Genomic DNA, 14,411 nt, shown 5'->3' with positions numbered 1-14,411 from the left:
TTGTCAATCAGTGCCTTCGGCGCCTTCCGGCAAAGCCCGCGCCCAGCACAACAGGTGAACGCTGGACGCGCCGCCGCGTTTCAGCACCCGAGCGCAGGCGGCGGCGGTCGCGCCGCTGGTATGGACATCGTCGATCAGCAGAACCGCCCTGCCCTTGACGCCATGCCCCTTCGCCAGCGCAAAGGCGCCCGCGACCGCCTTGGTCCGCTGCCGCGCATGCATGCCGCGCAGGGGCTGCGTCGCCCGGACGCGGAGCAGCGCATGCTTGTCCACGACGAGCCCCGACGCCTTGCCAAGATGATCCGCAATCAGCGCCGACTGGTTGAAGCCGCGCCACCACAACCGCCAGCGATGCAGCGGCACCGGGACGATTACGGGCGGCGCTTCGAAAGCCGGCAAGCGCCGCGCCATATGCCGCGCGATCAGCCCCGCGAGGCCGATACGCCGCCCATATTTGAGCTTGAGCGCCACATTCCGCGCAATGTCGCCATAGGCCAGCACCGCCCGCGCGCTGTCGAACGGCGGCGGCTCGGCAAGGCAAGCGCCGCATGCCGCGTCGCTGCCCCGGTCATGCTCGAACGGCACGCCACATCGCGCGCAGCATGGCTCGCCCAGAAAGCGCATGCCGCTCCAGCAGGTCAGGCAAAAGGCGTCATCAGCCTCGACAATGACACCGCATCCGGGACAACGCGGCGGCAGCGCATAATCGAGCGCCGGGCGGACAGCGCCCTTGAGAAGGGAGGCGAGATGCATGATCTCCCTTGTTCCCGCTCCCGCTCCAATGCACAAGGCCCGGCAATGACCCAGCCCGACATCTTCGATCGCCAATTGCGCGCCAGGCGGCGGGACCGGATGATGCCGCGCTTTTCCGAGCATGACTTCCTTTACCGCGCGATGATGGACGAATTGCTCGACCGGCTCGCCGATGTGCAGCGCGAACTCCCCGAAACCCTTGTCATCGGCTGCCCGGATGGCAGCGCCCGCGCCGCCCTCGAAGCGAGGGGCAAGAAAGTGGTGTGCGCCGACCCCGGATTTGCCGCAGCCCGCGCGCAAGGCGGGGTGCAGGCGGAGGAGGACGCGCTTCCCTTCGCTGACAACAGTTTCGACCTCATCATCGCCTGCGGCACGCTCGACAGCGTCAACGACCTGCCCGGCGCGCTAATCTTGATGCGGCGCATCCTGCGGCCCGATGGCCTGCTGCTCGCGGCCTTTACCGGTGCGGGCAGCCTTCCGCGCCTGCGCGCCGCGCTGATGGCCGGGGAAGGCGATCGGCCCGCCCAGCATATCCATCCGCAGGTGGACGTGCGTGCGGCAGGCGATCTTTTGAGCCGTGCGGGTTTCGCCATGCCGGTCGCCGACAGCGTGACGCTGACCGTGCGCTATGGCGACATAGTGCGCCTGATGCATGACTTGCGCGGGATGGGCGCGGGCAATGTGCTGGCGTCGCATCCTCCGGCTCTGCGCAGGGACACATTGATAGGGGCAAGCCAGCATTTCGCCTCCGCCGCGGACCCGGATGGCCGCACGGCAGAGGACATGGCGATAGTCTATCTAAGCGGGTGGAAGCCCGACGCCAGTCAGGCTAAGCCAGCCAAGCGAGGCAGCGCCACCGTTTCGCTCGCGGATGCGCTCAAGCGGAAGGATTAAGGCCCTTTCAGTGCCTCTCAACTCCGTTCGCACTGAGCGTCGAACGGTGATAAGAAGCTCTTAAGCAAGTCGCGCCGCTCTACGCCGCCAACCGCAGGAAAGGCACCGGCTCCGTTGACCGCAGCACGATCGGCTTGCCTTCCGACGCTTCGAACAGCTCGCCGTCCAGGATGACGCTGCTATGGTCGCCCTCGATCCGGATAATGTCGCCCTGCTCCAGATGCACGCCCTGCACCTGCGACTTGCCGACCCGGCGCGTGATGCTTGCCCAGGCCAGCCGCATGAGCGCTGCCAGGCTCTGGTCCACCGCCATCAACTTCATGTTGCCGCGACGGCTGTCCCCCGCCTGCACGCCCAGCAGCAGCCGGTCGAGCGTCGTTACGATCAACACGGCAAAGCGCCCCGCCAGCTGCCCTTCCCGGATCAGCGAAATACGCACCGGATGGCTGGATTGCGGCAGGAACCGGGCGCGAATGCCGAAGATCAACGACACCAGCACCGCGATGACGGTCAGGAAATGGCTGATGCCGTTGGATAGCCCCAGAGGATAAATTTGATTGCGGCAGTAAAGCATGTAGTCCGCAAGCCCCGCGCCGCCCAGGAACATGCCCAGCACCGGCCGCGATTCCGCCCGGCCGTCCGAAAGGGCGATCAGCTCGCGCGCAACCACATGATCATCGACGCCTGCCTTGGCGATCTGGACGATCCGCTCCAACGCCTTGATCGGATCGCCATGGATGCCAAGGTCGAGCGCGATCAGATTGGTCTTGCCGTTGGGCAGCACCGCGATGGGCGGCACGCGCCCTGTGAAATGCTCGCCCTGATACAGCTCCGTCAGCGCAGCCTGCACCGTGCCGTCACCGCCATTGATGACGATGACGACCGGATCGACCCGCGCGATGGTCTGCAGCGCGCGGCCGATCTGGTCGACATGCTCAACCTCATAGTGAAAGATGTCCGGGTTGCTGGCGCAATAGCTCCGCACGCGCGGTAGCGTCTGCCGGTTGCCCGTCGACTTGGGATTGGACAGAAGCGCGACCCGGACCATCGGAACTCACATATATTGAAGTTTAATGGTGATCCGCGTCACACCAGGCCCGACCTTGACGGCGGCCTTTTCGACCGACGGCTTGCCCAGGTTGAAGATGCTGATGGACGGATTGTTGGAAAAGCCGCCGCCATCGCGCGAAATGCTGGTCTTCCCGTCGCCGTCGCGATCATGACGCACCGCGATGGCATAGCGGCCCGGCTCCGGCACCGGCATGCAGAAGCGCATACCGCCATTGCTGGGACGCACTACGGTATCGATCCGGTTGAGCCATGCGCCCTTCGACAGCCAGGCATTCTTGGTGGCGGGATAGGATTGAACGCGAACCTTGCCGGTCGCCGCCGCGAAACCCCGGACATCGACCAGCAGCGCCGGTCCCTTCGCGGACTCGCCGCAACGAGCAAGGTCGTTTGCAATGACCTCGCTGTGAGCCAGCGCTGGGGCAGCCGCAAATATGGCCGCCACCGGCAGAAGACCCATCGCAACTTTGAACATGACCATCCAACTCCGTGAAGCTATAGCCGCCCGAGGAAACCGGACGGCGAGCCCCTGTTCGCCCCCGCGAACTTCATTTCCGTGATTCTGCTATGAGCGGGGTTTGCGGCCAAATCATGGTGATGGGACGACCACATAGAGAATGCTGACCGCCACCGACCGATATCTCGCCCGCCTGATAGCGCTGCCGATGCTTGGCACGCTGGTCATTTCCGCGATGCTGCTGGTGCTCGACAAGATGCTCAGCCTGTTCGATTTCGTCGCGGCGGAGGGCGGCCCAGTCAGCGTCGTGTGGCGCATGCTCGCCAACATGATGCCGGAATATCTGTCGCTCGGCATCCCGATCGGCCTGATGCTCGGCATATTGCTGGCGTTTCGCAAGCTTGCCCTGTCGTCGGAACTGGACGTGATGCGCGCGGTCGGCCTGTCCTACGGACGCCTGCTGCGCGTACCCTATATGTATGCGATCGCGCTTGCGTTGCTCAACTTCGGCATCGTCGGTTTCGTCCAGCCCCTCTCCCGCCACGCCTATGAAGCGTTGCGCTTTGAACTGCGCTCAGGCGCGCTCGGCGCTTCGATCAAGGTCGGGGAGTTCACCAATCTTGGCAAGCGCATGACCCTGCGCATCGAACGCAGCCTGGATGAGGGGCGCAACCTCCAGGGCATATTCGTCCGCGCCGCTGGCAAGGACGGGCAAACCGTCGCCGTGACCGCCGCGCAAGGAAGCTTCCTGGCGACGGATGACCCGGACACCATCATCTTCCGCCTGCGCGACGGCGTGCTGGTCAACGATGCCCCCAAATACAAGTCGCCCCGCATCCTGTCCTTCTCCAGCCATGACCTGCCGATCGACCTGCCGCAGATCGAGCGGTTCCGTGGACGCAGCGTGGACCGGGAAAAGACCATTCCAGAACTGGCCGTCATGGGTCACGACCCCGCGACGCCGGAGAAGCTGCGCAACGAAATCCGCGCCAATTTCCACTTCCGCCTGGTCGAGGTCGCGATGATGCTGTTGCTGCCGCTCGCCGCGCTCGCCTTCGCCATCCCGCCCAAGCGATCGACCTCCGCGCTGGGCGTGTTCCTGTCGATCGTATTCATCGTGACCTATCACAAGATCAACGAATATGGCCAAGGCGTCGGCGCATTGGGCAGGATCGACCCCATCATCGCGCTCTGGACGCCGTTCCTGCTGACCGCAGGGCTGATCCTCTGGATGTATCATGTCGTCGCGCACCGCCCCGGCGGCCAGCCGATCGGCGCGCTGGAATATGCCTTTGCCAAGCTTGGCAAGCAGGTCGCCAAACTGCTTCGTTTCGGGCGAAAGCGGACGGCCACCGCGCAGGGAGCAGCCTGACCCATGCAGTTCGACTTCTTCCCCTCCCGCCAGCTCAGCTGGTACATGGCGCGGCTGTTCCTGACGCGCACTTTTGCGGTGCTGGCGCTGCTGGTGGTCGTGCTGCAAACGCTCGACCTGCTCGGCGAGTCCGGCGACATTCTGTCCTATGCAGGCAATGGCGATGCGCAGTTGTGGCATTATGTCGGCCTGCGCGTACCGCAGATCATCGCCCGATTCCTGCCCTTTTCGGTGCTGCTCGGCACGCTGATCATGCTCGCCAGCCTCAACCAGAATAGCGAGATCATCTCGATGAAGGCGGCGGGCCTGTCCGCACATCAGATATTGGCGCCGCTGATCGCCGCCGCGCTTGGTGTCGCCGTCATCAGCTATGCCTTCAACGAACGCGTCGTCGCCCGGGCGACGGCTTCGCTCAGCGCATGGCAAGCGGTTGATTATGGCCCCGTTCCCACCGACAGCGGCATCAAGACCAACCCTTGGGTGCGCGATGGCAACAATCTCGTTACCGCCGCGATTGTGGCGGGCCGCGGCACTGCGGTGCAGCTGCGCAAGGTCGAGATTTTCAATCGCGTGAACAATGGCCTCACCACCATCATTCAGGCACCGCGCGGCCATTATGATGCGGCCAGTAAGAGTTGGGTGCTGGAGGATGCGCACCAGTTCGACGTGGCGCGCGGCACGGAGCGGCAGATCGGCACCGTCCGGTTCGGCCATGCGATCCGGCCCGACCAGTTCACACTGGCGAAGGTCGATCCAGACGCCATGACCTTCGCCGAATTGCAGGCCGCTATCGGCGATTTGCGCGACGCGGGCCGCCCGACGGCCGAATTGGAAGGCAGCCTCTGGCACAAACTGTCGGGGCCGCTGTCAGCCCTGCTCATGCCCATCCTGGGATCGGTCGCCGCCTTCGGCCTTGCGCGCTCCGGCCAGTTGTTCGTCCGTGCTGTGATCGGCATGGCGCTCGGCTTTGCCTATTTCGTAGCGGACAATTTCTCGCTCGCCATGGGCAATCTCGGCGCTTACCCGCCCATCCTCGCGGCCTGGGCGCCCTTCTTCCTGTTCCTGCTGGTAGGCGAAACAGTGCTGTTCCGAACGGAGGAATAAATCCAGTTACACCCGTCACCCCAGCGAACGCTGGGGTCTCAGGCGTTTAAGAGTGCTCAACGCCGAACCATCGTGCTCCGCGCGATCTTCCCGACGAGCGGCCACATGCCCGCATAATTGCCGCGATGATAAGGCGACTCCTCGCCCAGCGCCGCAATCAGCCGGGCGTGCGCCTTGCCCAGCGCATGATAGGGCACGCTCGGCAGCAGATGGTGCAGCGCATGATAGCGCAGGCCTACCGGGGCCCAGATGGCGGCCAGCGGCGAAGGAGGCGGCACATTCACTGAATCCAGATATTGCGCCGTCACGGTCATCGCGTCGCCCTCATTCTCCCACAGATGCGCGACCAGCGTGCGCAACTGGTTGATGACGGTCATCGCCGAGTGCACCGCCATATAGACGAGCAACGGTTTCCATCCGAAGGCAAACACGCTACCAATCAGGGCAAGCGCGAACAGCGATGCGCCCGCCTCCTGCCACAGCCAGCGGCGGCGGAACGCGCCCTCCGGCGGACGGCGGCGATAGGCCGGGTTGATCGACAGCGCGGAAAATTCAGCGACGACCTTCCGCCGCAGCGCGGGCACGAAGATGCTGAGCGGGGCCAGCACGCCATAGCGCAGGATCAGGCCCACGGGCGCAAGCGACGCGATCAGGATGAACAAGGGCAGCGACCACGGCTTCATCAGCGCCAGCGGCAGATATTCCGGATCATTCGCCGTGCCATAGCGGGTGCGCGCATGATGCTGCGTATGCACTTCCTCATACATGAAGGACGGGATCATCAGCGGGATGCCGACCAGCAGGTTCCAGCCCAGCCGAAATCCGGGAAGCGCGTCCTTGCGGATATGCGTCAGCTCATGGATGAAGCTCGCCGCCCGGTAGAGCGCCAGCATCGCAACCAGCCCGCAAACCAGAGCCAGCGCGACATTGCTCGCAAGGATCGCTCCGGCAAGCGCCGCATAGCCGATCAGCGCCGATGCCAGCAGGTCAGGCCAGTAAATCCGTGGGTTCGCCACCGCAAATTCGCGCGACAATTCCGCAGCGGCGCGCAACATCGCGGCGTCATCGGCAATGGCGACGCGCTTGACGGCCGCGTCCGCTCTGATGGGATCATGCACAGTCATGCATGCGCTCCTAAATGGTAAATGCGCTGAAATCGTGGCAGCGGCATGACCTTTTCGCCTTGGTGCATCATCCAGCGCGCTCCGGATTGACAATCCCGTAACAAGCGCCGAACTGCTGCGGTCCTTTAGCGAAAGCTCTGCCGTGGCTCATTCCGATCTGGTAATCACCCCCATCACTTCCAAGGCCGACAAAAAGGCCTTCGTGGACTTGCCATGGCGCCTCTATGCCAATGATCCCAATTGGGTGCCCCCTCTTAAAAGTGAAGTGTACGGCGTCATAGAGCCGGCCAAGAACCCCTTTTTCGGCCATGCCGAGGCGCAATATTTCCTCGCCCGCCGCGACAATCGCGTCGTCGGCCGCATCTCTGCCCATATCGATCATCTGGCGCTCGCCCAGCCAGTCGAACAGGGAATGGGCCCCGGCACCGGCAATTTCGGCTTTTTCGAAGCGGAGGACGCGCAAACCGGCAAGGCGCTGATCGAAGCGGCTGAAGGCTGGCTCCGCGCCAAGGGCATGACCCGAGTTTTGGGGCCGATTTCCCTGTCGATCTGGGAAGAACCCGGCCTGCTGATCCAAGGCCACGACCATCCGCCGACGGTAATGATGGGGCACAACAGCCCCGCATATCAGGCGATGATCGAGGGCGCGGGCTATCAGCCCATCAAGCAGCTCAAAACCTATGAGCTCGACATCACTCACCCTTTCCCGCCCCTCATCCAGCGCATCGTATCGTCGGGGGAAAAGAGCGACCGCATCCGCATTCGCCCTGTCGACAAGTCGAAATTCGATGCGGAAGCGGCGATCCTGCTCGGCATCCTCAACGACGCCTGGGGCAAGAATTGGGGCTTTGTCCCCATCACCGACGCCGAAGTCGCCCACACCGGCAAGAAGCTGAAGCCCATCGTGTTCGAGGATCTGATCATGATCGCCGAACTGGATGGCGAACCGGTCGCCTTCATGATGACCCTGCCCGACCTCAACGAAGCCACCGCGCCGCTCAATGGCTCGCTGCTTCCCTTCGGTTGGGCAAAGCTCCTTTGGTGGCTGCGCAAGCCCCAGGTTCGCACCATGCGCGTGCCCCTCATGGGCGTAGTTCAGCGGCTGCAATCGTCGCGCCTCGCGAGCCAGCTTGCCTTCATGATGATCGAATATATCCGCCGCAACGCCATCACCCGCTATGGCGCCACGCGGGGTGAGATTGGCTGGGTGCTGGACGATAATCAGGGCATGAACGCCATCGCCGACGCGATCGACAGCAAGGTGAACAAAGTCTACCAGATCTACGAGAAAGACCTCGTCACGCCCTAACGCGGCACCGCCACGTCGATCGCGCCCGGCGCAATCTTCACCGTCGCGGGCGTCCTGGCGACGACTTCCCCGTCAATCGAGATGCGCTGCCGCGGCCGCGTCTCAATGCGGAAGGACTGGCCTCGATACTCTTCGGTCCGGGCATCCCGATCGCGCAGCTTGAAGAATTTGGCGTACCAGTCCCACGCCAGCCGCGCATGGCTGCGCCCCACGACCGCCTGTATCACGATCTCGCCACTGTCCACATCAGCACGGTCGGACAGCTCGACCCCGCCATGATAAGGCCCGTTCAAGATCCGCACCTCGGTCGACCACATGCGCCGCTCGGCCTTGCCATCGTCGATGGTAAGGCGGAACGCCCGGAACCCGGCCGAACATTTCACCGCCCACAGCAGATAGCCGATCCGCCCCAGATAGCGTTTCAGCTTATGCGGCACCGTCTCCCCGATCATCGGCGACAGCCCCAGCGAAGCCGCGTTCACGAAATAATCGCCGTCGATCATGCCCAGGTCGATCCGCCGCCGCCTGCCATTGGCGATCGTCTCTACCGCGCTATCCAGGTCCAGCCCGATACCGAGCGTCCGCGCAAAGCTGTTCGCGGTGCCGAGCGGCAGCACGCCGAAAACGCAATTCTTGCCCACCAGCTCATCCACCGTCCCTGAGAGGGAACCGTCTCCGCCGCCCACAATGACCATCGGCGCTCCGCTGCTCACAGCCTGGCGCACGGTGTCCTGCAAGCGCGCCGGATCGCGCACGGCGTGGGCGGCGATCAGGCGCACCCCAGCCGCCTCCAGCTTCTCACGCGCCTGTTCGAACAGCGCCTCCCCCTTGCGGCTGTGGACATTGACGATCAGCGCCGCTTCGCGCGGCAGGGAGTTCGTTTCCATGCCCCAACAACTCGCCAGGCGCGGATCGGCTCCTGCCCGCAACAAATCCGCATGAACAGTCGTTGGAAGGCCATGGCTCGCATCGCTCACCTGTCCGACGTTCATTTCGGCGCCAATGATCCCAAGATCGTATCCGCCACCGAAGCCTGGCTCGAACGCAGCCAGCCCGACCTCGTCATCATCAGCGGCGATTTCACCCAGCGCGCCCGTGTCGAGCAGTTCCGCGCCGCATCCGCCTGGCTCAACCGGCTGCGCGCCGCGGGCATGCGCCTGCTCGTCATCCCCGGCAATCATGACGTGCCGCTCTATGACGTTTTTCGCCGCTTCGCCGCGCCGCTACGCCGCTACAAGCGCTATATCAGCAATGAGCTTTGCCCCTGGTATGAGGATGAAAAGGTCGCGATCCTGGGTATCAACACCGCCCGGTCGCTGACGATCAAGGACGGGCGCATCAATCATGATCAAATGAACATGATCAAGAAACGCTTTTCCCCGGTCGCGCCGGAAAAAACGCGCATCCTCGTTACTCACCACCCCTTATTCGCCATGCCAATCGGCAAGGGCGGCGAACTCAGCGAAGCCGTCGGCCGTCATGATGACGCGGTCGAAGCAGCGGCGGAAGCGGGCATCCATATCGCGCTCGCGGGGCATTTCCACCGCACCTACGCCGAATCCGCGCAAAAGATGGTCGCAGACGCGGGCGGCGCGCTCGTCATCCAGGCTGGCACCGCCACGTCGACCCGCCTGCGCAATGCCGAACCGCAAAGCTTCAACTGGCTCCACGTCCACCGCAACGACCGGATCGAACTGCAAGTCATCGTCTGGGACGGCGCAAGCTTCCAGCGCGGCCACCATGTCGAATATAGCCGGGACGCGGACGGTTGGCAGGCGCGTGAACTGGCAGACCCCTCCGCTCGCCCCGGCGTCCGCGTGGCGCAAGCCGCCCGCGCCTGACGGCCGAGGCATGAAAAGTCGGCGCGCTAAGCTATGCTGCCTCGTCCAGCCCTTCCGTCTCTGCGCTTCCTGATGCGATGATGGCTGCGATCCGCTCCGAAGCGCGACCGTCGCCAAATGGATTATGCGCGCGCGCCATTGCACGGTAGGCTGCTTCGTCATCAAGCAGCGACAGGACCTCGCGAACTATCCGGGCGCGATCTGTGCCCACCAGCTTGGCGGTCCCAGCCGCTACCCCTTCGGGACGTTCCGTCGTTTCGCGCATGACGAGCACCGGCTTGCCGAGCGACGGAGCCTCCTCCTGCACGCCACCGCTGTCGGTCAGAACCAGATGGCACATGTCCAGCAGCCTTACGAAATGGGGATAATCAAGTGGTTCGATCATCGCGACGTTCTGCAATCCGCCCAGAACAGCCTCCATGATCGGGCGCACATTTGGATTGGGGTGAACGGGAAAGATCACGGCGATGTCCGGACGTGCCGCGATGTCAGCAATGGAGCGGGCGATCGCCTCCATGCCGCCGCCGAAATTCTCCCGCCGATGGCTGGTGACGGCGAGGATGCGCTTTCCTGCAAATCGCGTCGCCAACTGATCCAGGCCAGACGCAAGCCCAGGCATTGCGACGATCCTTTCGCGCGTCGTAAGCAGAGCATCGATCACGGTATTGCCAGTGACATGGATGCCGGACGGCTCGCGGCTCTCGCGCAAAAGAGCTTCGGCCGCAGCATGGGTCGGGGCGAAGTTCATGTCGGCCACGCAAGCGACAACCCGCCGGTTCACCTCCTCCGGCCAGGGGTGATAAATATCTCCGCTGCGCAGCCCGGCCTCCACATGAGCGACCGGAATTTGCCGGTAATAGGCAGCGAGGCTCGCAACCATGGTCGTCAGCGTGTCGCCATGCACGATGATGCGGTCAGGCCTTTCTGCATCGAACGCTTTGCCGAGATCGACGATCAGCTTGGCCGTCAGTCCATCCAGCGTCTGGTTCGGCGTCATCACGTCCAGGTCGATGTCCGGCCTTATGCCCGCAATGTCGAGAACCTGGTCCAGCAAACCCCTATGCTGCGCCGTGACGATCACGCGCACATCGACATGATCGCGCGCGCTCAACGCATGGATGACAGGAAACAGCTTGATCGCTTCGGGACGTGTCCCGAATACCACCGCAACTTTCATATTCGCCCCTTGATGCGAGCCTTTAAGGCTACCCCCTGCCAGCAAATCGTAACCATCCCCTGAACAAGGGGTAATTCCGACGCGCGCTTTCGCAGGTGCAATGACCTATGCTAGGGCCCGGTCAATCCTTCATTTTTTCGAACGAGGCAGTGGGTAATTTATGAAGATCACGATGATCGGCACGGGATATGTCGGCCTGGTATCAGGTGCCTGCTTCGCCGATTTCGGCCATGACGTGGTGTGCGTCGACAAGGATGCTGCCAAGATCGACGCGATCTTGTCTGGCCGCATGCCGATCTACGAACCCGGCCTCGATCAACTGGTGGCAAATAACGCCGCGGCGGGGCGATTGACTTTCACGACTGACCTTGCTGCGGGCGTGAAGGGCGCGGATGCTATCTTCATCGCCGTCGGCACGCCTTCGCGCCGTGGCGATGGCCATGCGGACCTCAGCTACGTCTACGCTGCGGCACGCGAGATCGCGCAAGCAGTGGATGGTCCCACCGTCATCGTCACGAAGTCAACCGTGCCCGTTGGGACAGGCGATGAAGTCGAACGCATCGTCCATGAAGTCCGCCCAGGCATGGATATTCAGGTGGTCTCCAACCCCGAATTCCTGCGCGAGGGCGCCGCGATCAGCGATTTCAAGCGGCCCGACCGCGTGGTGGTGGGCACCACCGGCAACGAACGGGCGACCGCTGTGATGGCCCAGATTTATCGGCCATTGAACCTCAATCAAGCGCCGGTGATGTTCACGGGCCGCCGGACGGCCGAACTGATCAAATATGCAGCCAACGCCTTCCTGGCGACCAAGATCACCTTCATCAACGAGATGGCGGACCTGTGCGAAGCGGTCGGCGCGGAGGTGCAGGACGTGTCGCGCGGCATCGGCCTCGACAACAGGATCGGCAGCAAGTTTCTGCACGCGGGTCCCGGCTATGGCGGTTCCTGCTTCCCGAAGGACACACTGGCGCTGGTGAAGACCGGGCAGGATTATGACACGCCGATCCGCATCGTGGAAACGGTGGTGCAGGTAAATGACCTGCGCAAGCGCGCCATGGGCCGCAAGATCGTGAAGGCGCTGGGTGGCGAAGCGCGCGGCAAGACCGTCGCGCTGCTCGGCCTCACCTTCAAACCCAACACTGACGACATGCGTGATGCCCCCAGCCTCGCGATCGTGCAGGCGCTGGAGGATGCAGGCGCCCGGATCGTCGCCTATGATCCCGAAGGCATGGATGTCGCCAAGCCGATGATGCCGGGCGTATCGATGGCGAAGGACGCTTATGAGGCGGCAACCGGCGCCGACGCCCTGGTGCTCGTCACTGAATGGGACATCTTCCGCGCGCTTGATCTAAAGCGCCTTGCCGGTTCGATGAACACGCCGCTGCTGATCGACCTGCGCAATATTTATCCGCGCAGCGAAGCAGAGGCAGCAGGCTTCGCCCTTACCCGAGTAGGTGGCAAGGGCGTGATCTGATGGATTTTCGCTCCGGGGAAGGCTGGGACGGTCCCCGCCTTCCCCGCCTCCGTCATTGGTTGGCCGCCGCGGCGGCTCTGTTCGTCCTGACCCAAGTCATCCCAGTGATAGCGGGCTTCATCTGACCCATTCGCCACATATCAAGCCTTAAGCTTCCAACCACGCTTCAGAAGAATATAGCACAGCAGCGCCAGCGCGATGTTGAGCACCAAAAGTACGATGCTGCCCACCACCACGTCTCCATCGGCCGCCGCCACGAACCCATAGCGGAACCCTGAGATTGCATAGAAAAACGGGTTGGCATGGCTGATCGCCTGGAATACTGGCGCCAGTCGATCGATGGAATAGAATGTACCGGACAGCAGCGTCATCGGCCCGATCACGAAATTGGTGATCGCAGCGGCATGATCGAACTTTTCCGCCCAGATCGATGTCAATACGCCAATGAACGCCGTCAGTGCCGCTCCCATCAGGCCAAACCAGGCGATCGCCCAGGGATGTGCAGGCGTAACATGGACGCCCGGCCACAGCGCCATCGCTCCCCACAGGGCGAGTCCGACGCAGAATGCCCGCGTCACTGCCGCACCGACAAGAGCCAGCAGCAATTCACTGTTGGACAAGGGCGGCATCAGATAGTCGATCAACGTACCCTGCATCTTGCCCGCGAGCAGGGAGAAGCTGCTGTTGGCGAACGCATTGTTCATCATGCCCATGATCATGAGCCCGGGCGCGATGAAGTCCGCGAAGGGAACGCCCAGCACCTGCCGGTTCGCACCTCCCAGGGCAATCGAGAAAATGATGAGGAACATCAGCGTCGTGACGGCGGGCGCCCAGATGGTCTGGAGCTGCACCTTCATGAAGCGGCGCACCTCCTTCCGGTACAGCGCACGCGTGCCCGCCCAATTGACGTTGCGGATGACGAGCTCACCCGGTTCATGAAAAGCGGGCCGCGAAGAGGCGGGTACGGAAAATTGGGGCTGTTCGTTCATGCTTCGATCGACTATCGGCTGGTCTGTTGTGCCGCAAGGGCGTTGTGCACGGGCTTTAACCTGTGCAGGCGCGTCCCATATAGGGCGCTAGCCAGAGAATTTGAGGAGTCATTCATTGTCCTGGACCGACGAGCGTATCGACCAGCTCAAGGCAATGTGGGAAAAAGGCCTGACCGCCAGCCAGATCGCGGACGAACTGGGCGGGGTCAGCCGTAATGCCGTGATCGGCAAGGCGCATCGCCTTGGCCTGCAGTCGCGCCCATCGCCCGTTAAGCCGAACGAAGCGCCCAAGAAGACCGCGCCCGTCCGGAAAGCTGCGCCGGAGGCCGAAGCGCCCAAGCCTGCCGCACCCGTGCAGCAGCATAGCGCACCAACGCCCGCGCGGCCTGCCCCGCCGGTCGCGCCCGCTCCCGCGCAATCTGCTGCGGCACCTTCCGCGGAAACCCCCGCCCCCGCGCCGCAACCACGCATCATATCGGTCGGACCGGGTGGCTTCCTGCGCCAGGGCCCCGGCGACCAGCAGGCTCCGATCCCCCCCGCGCCACCGCGCCGCCTGGTCCCTGCCAAACCAAGCCCGGAGATCGCAGGCAAGACGACGCTGCTCGACCTGACCGAGCGTATCTGCAAATGGCCTATGGGCCATCCGGGCGAACCGGACTTCCATTTCTGCGGTGAAGCCGTAAATCCGGGCTTTCCCTATTGCGTCGAACATTGCGGCCGCGCCTATCAGGCTCAACTGCCCCGCGGTACGCGCCGTCCCCCGCCGCCGCTGCCCTTCGGCGGGCCGCGCGTACGCTGACGCTTCGCTTACCTCTAGAATATCACGGGCCGGTCGATGAGACCGGC

The 14,411-nt window shown here is 63.4% G+C and carries 14 protein-coding genes; 7 read left to right on the top strand and 7 right to left on the bottom strand.

The genetic code is table 11. The features are described from left to right. Positions 1 to 3 precede the first annotated feature (3 nt). Positions 4 to 753: a ComF family protein gene (locus SPHS8_RS00860; protein ID WP_201513489.1), complete on the bottom strand. Its 750-nt coding sequence runs from the start codon at positions 751 to 753 to the stop codon at positions 4 to 6. A 45-nt stretch (positions 754 to 798) separates the two neighbouring features. On the opposite strand from SPHS8_RS00860, the gene SPHS8_RS00855 reads away from it, so the two are divergent. Continuing rightward, on the top strand, positions 799 to 1,647 hold the full coding sequence (locus SPHS8_RS00855) for a class I SAM-dependent methyltransferase (protein WP_201513488.1): 849 nt from the start codon (positions 799 to 801) through the stop codon (positions 1,645 to 1,647). Between the two features lie 79 nt (positions 1,648 to 1,726). Here the strand turns inward: SPHS8_RS00855 and SPHS8_RS00850 are convergent, their stop codons facing one another. Then, positions 1,727 to 2,695, bottom strand: coding sequence for a diacylglycerol/lipid kinase family protein (locus SPHS8_RS00850; RefSeq protein WP_201513487.1), 969 nt, complete (start codon positions 2,693 to 2,695; stop codon positions 1,727 to 1,729). Positions 2,696 to 2,701: 6 nt separating this feature from the next. Then, positions 2,702 to 3,196: a DUF2141 domain-containing protein gene (locus SPHS8_RS00845; RefSeq protein WP_097091230.1), complete on the bottom strand. Its 495-nt coding sequence runs from the start codon at positions 3,194 to 3,196 to the stop codon at positions 2,702 to 2,704. A 136-nt stretch (positions 3,197 to 3,332) separates the two neighbouring features. Between SPHS8_RS00845 and lptF the strand changes: the two genes are divergently transcribed. Continuing rightward, a complete protein-coding gene (gene lptF, locus SPHS8_RS00840) occupies positions 3,333 to 4,544 on the top strand; it encodes an LPS export ABC transporter permease LptF (protein WP_097091229.1) in 1,212 nt (403 codons plus the stop codon). Positions 4,545 to 4,547: 3 nt separating this feature from the next. Further along, positions 4,548 to 5,648, top strand: a complete 1,101-nt coding sequence (gene lptG / locus SPHS8_RS00835) for an LPS export ABC transporter permease LptG (RefSeq protein ID WP_201513486.1) — start codon at positions 4,548 to 4,550, stop codon at positions 5,646 to 5,648. Between the two features lie 56 nt (positions 5,649 to 5,704). Here lptG and SPHS8_RS00830 read toward each other — a convergent pair whose 3' ends face one another. Next, positions 5,705 to 6,772, bottom strand: a complete 1,068-nt coding sequence (locus tag SPHS8_RS00830) for a fatty acid desaturase family protein (RefSeq protein WP_201513485.1) — start codon at positions 6,770 to 6,772, stop codon at positions 5,705 to 5,707. 142 nt (positions 6,773 to 6,914) lie between these two features. On the opposite strand from SPHS8_RS00830, the gene SPHS8_RS00825 reads away from it, so the two are divergent. Continuing rightward, entirely contained in the window at positions 6,915 to 8,081 is a 1,167-nt protein-coding gene (locus SPHS8_RS00825; RefSeq protein WP_201513484.1) for an N-acetyltransferase, read from the top strand. On the opposite strand, the gene SPHS8_RS00820 is transcribed toward SPHS8_RS00825, so the two are convergent. Next, complete coding sequence (locus SPHS8_RS00820; RefSeq protein WP_201513483.1) at positions 8,078 to 8,968, bottom strand: diacylglycerol/lipid kinase family protein; 891 nt, start codon at positions 8,966 to 8,968, stop codon at positions 8,078 to 8,080. The two genes, SPHS8_RS00825 and SPHS8_RS00820, sit on opposite strands and share 4 nt — an antisense overlap. Before the next feature lie 72 nt (positions 8,969 to 9,040). On the opposite strand from SPHS8_RS00820, the gene SPHS8_RS00815 reads away from it, so the two are divergent. After that, positions 9,041 to 9,922: a metallophosphoesterase family protein gene (locus SPHS8_RS00815; protein ID WP_201513482.1), complete on the top strand. Its 882-nt coding sequence runs from the start codon at positions 9,041 to 9,043 to the stop codon at positions 9,920 to 9,922. A 31-nt stretch (positions 9,923 to 9,953) separates the two neighbouring features. Here the strand turns inward: SPHS8_RS00815 and wecB are convergent, their stop codons facing one another. Further along, the gene (gene wecB / locus SPHS8_RS00810) at positions 9,954 to 11,099 is read right to left on the bottom strand and encodes a non-hydrolyzing UDP-N-acetylglucosamine 2-epimerase (RefSeq protein WP_201513481.1); all 1,146 of its coding nucleotides are present in this window, start codon (positions 11,097 to 11,099) and stop codon (positions 9,954 to 9,956) included. A gap of 160 nt (positions 11,100 to 11,259) precedes the next feature. On the opposite strand from wecB, the gene SPHS8_RS00805 reads away from it, so the two are divergent. Then, positions 11,260 to 12,576: a UDP-glucose dehydrogenase family protein gene (locus SPHS8_RS00805; protein ID WP_097091222.1), complete on the top strand. Its 1,317-nt coding sequence runs from the start codon at positions 11,260 to 11,262 to the stop codon at positions 12,574 to 12,576. A gap of 140 nt (positions 12,577 to 12,716) precedes the next feature. On the opposite strand, the gene SPHS8_RS00800 is transcribed toward SPHS8_RS00805, so the two are convergent. After that, positions 12,717 to 13,565: an ABC transporter permease gene (locus tag SPHS8_RS00800; RefSeq protein WP_201513480.1), complete on the bottom strand. Its 849-nt coding sequence runs from the start codon at positions 13,563 to 13,565 to the stop codon at positions 12,717 to 12,719. 115 nt (positions 13,566 to 13,680) lie between these two features. On the opposite strand from SPHS8_RS00800, the gene SPHS8_RS00795 reads away from it, so the two are divergent. Further along, the gene (locus SPHS8_RS00795; RefSeq protein ID WP_201513479.1) at positions 13,681 to 14,364 is read left to right on the top strand and encodes a GcrA family cell cycle regulator; all 684 of its coding nucleotides are present in this window, start codon (positions 13,681 to 13,683) and stop codon (positions 14,362 to 14,364) included. Positions 14,365 to 14,411 lie beyond the last annotated feature (47 nt).

The sequence above is a fragment of the Sphingobium sp. S6 genome, assembly GCF_905120495.1.
Taxonomy (GTDB): domain Bacteria; phylum Pseudomonadota; class Alphaproteobacteria; order Sphingomonadales; family Sphingomonadaceae; genus Sphingobium; species Sphingobium agri.
This window is presented reverse-complemented; position numbering and strand designations above follow the sequence as displayed.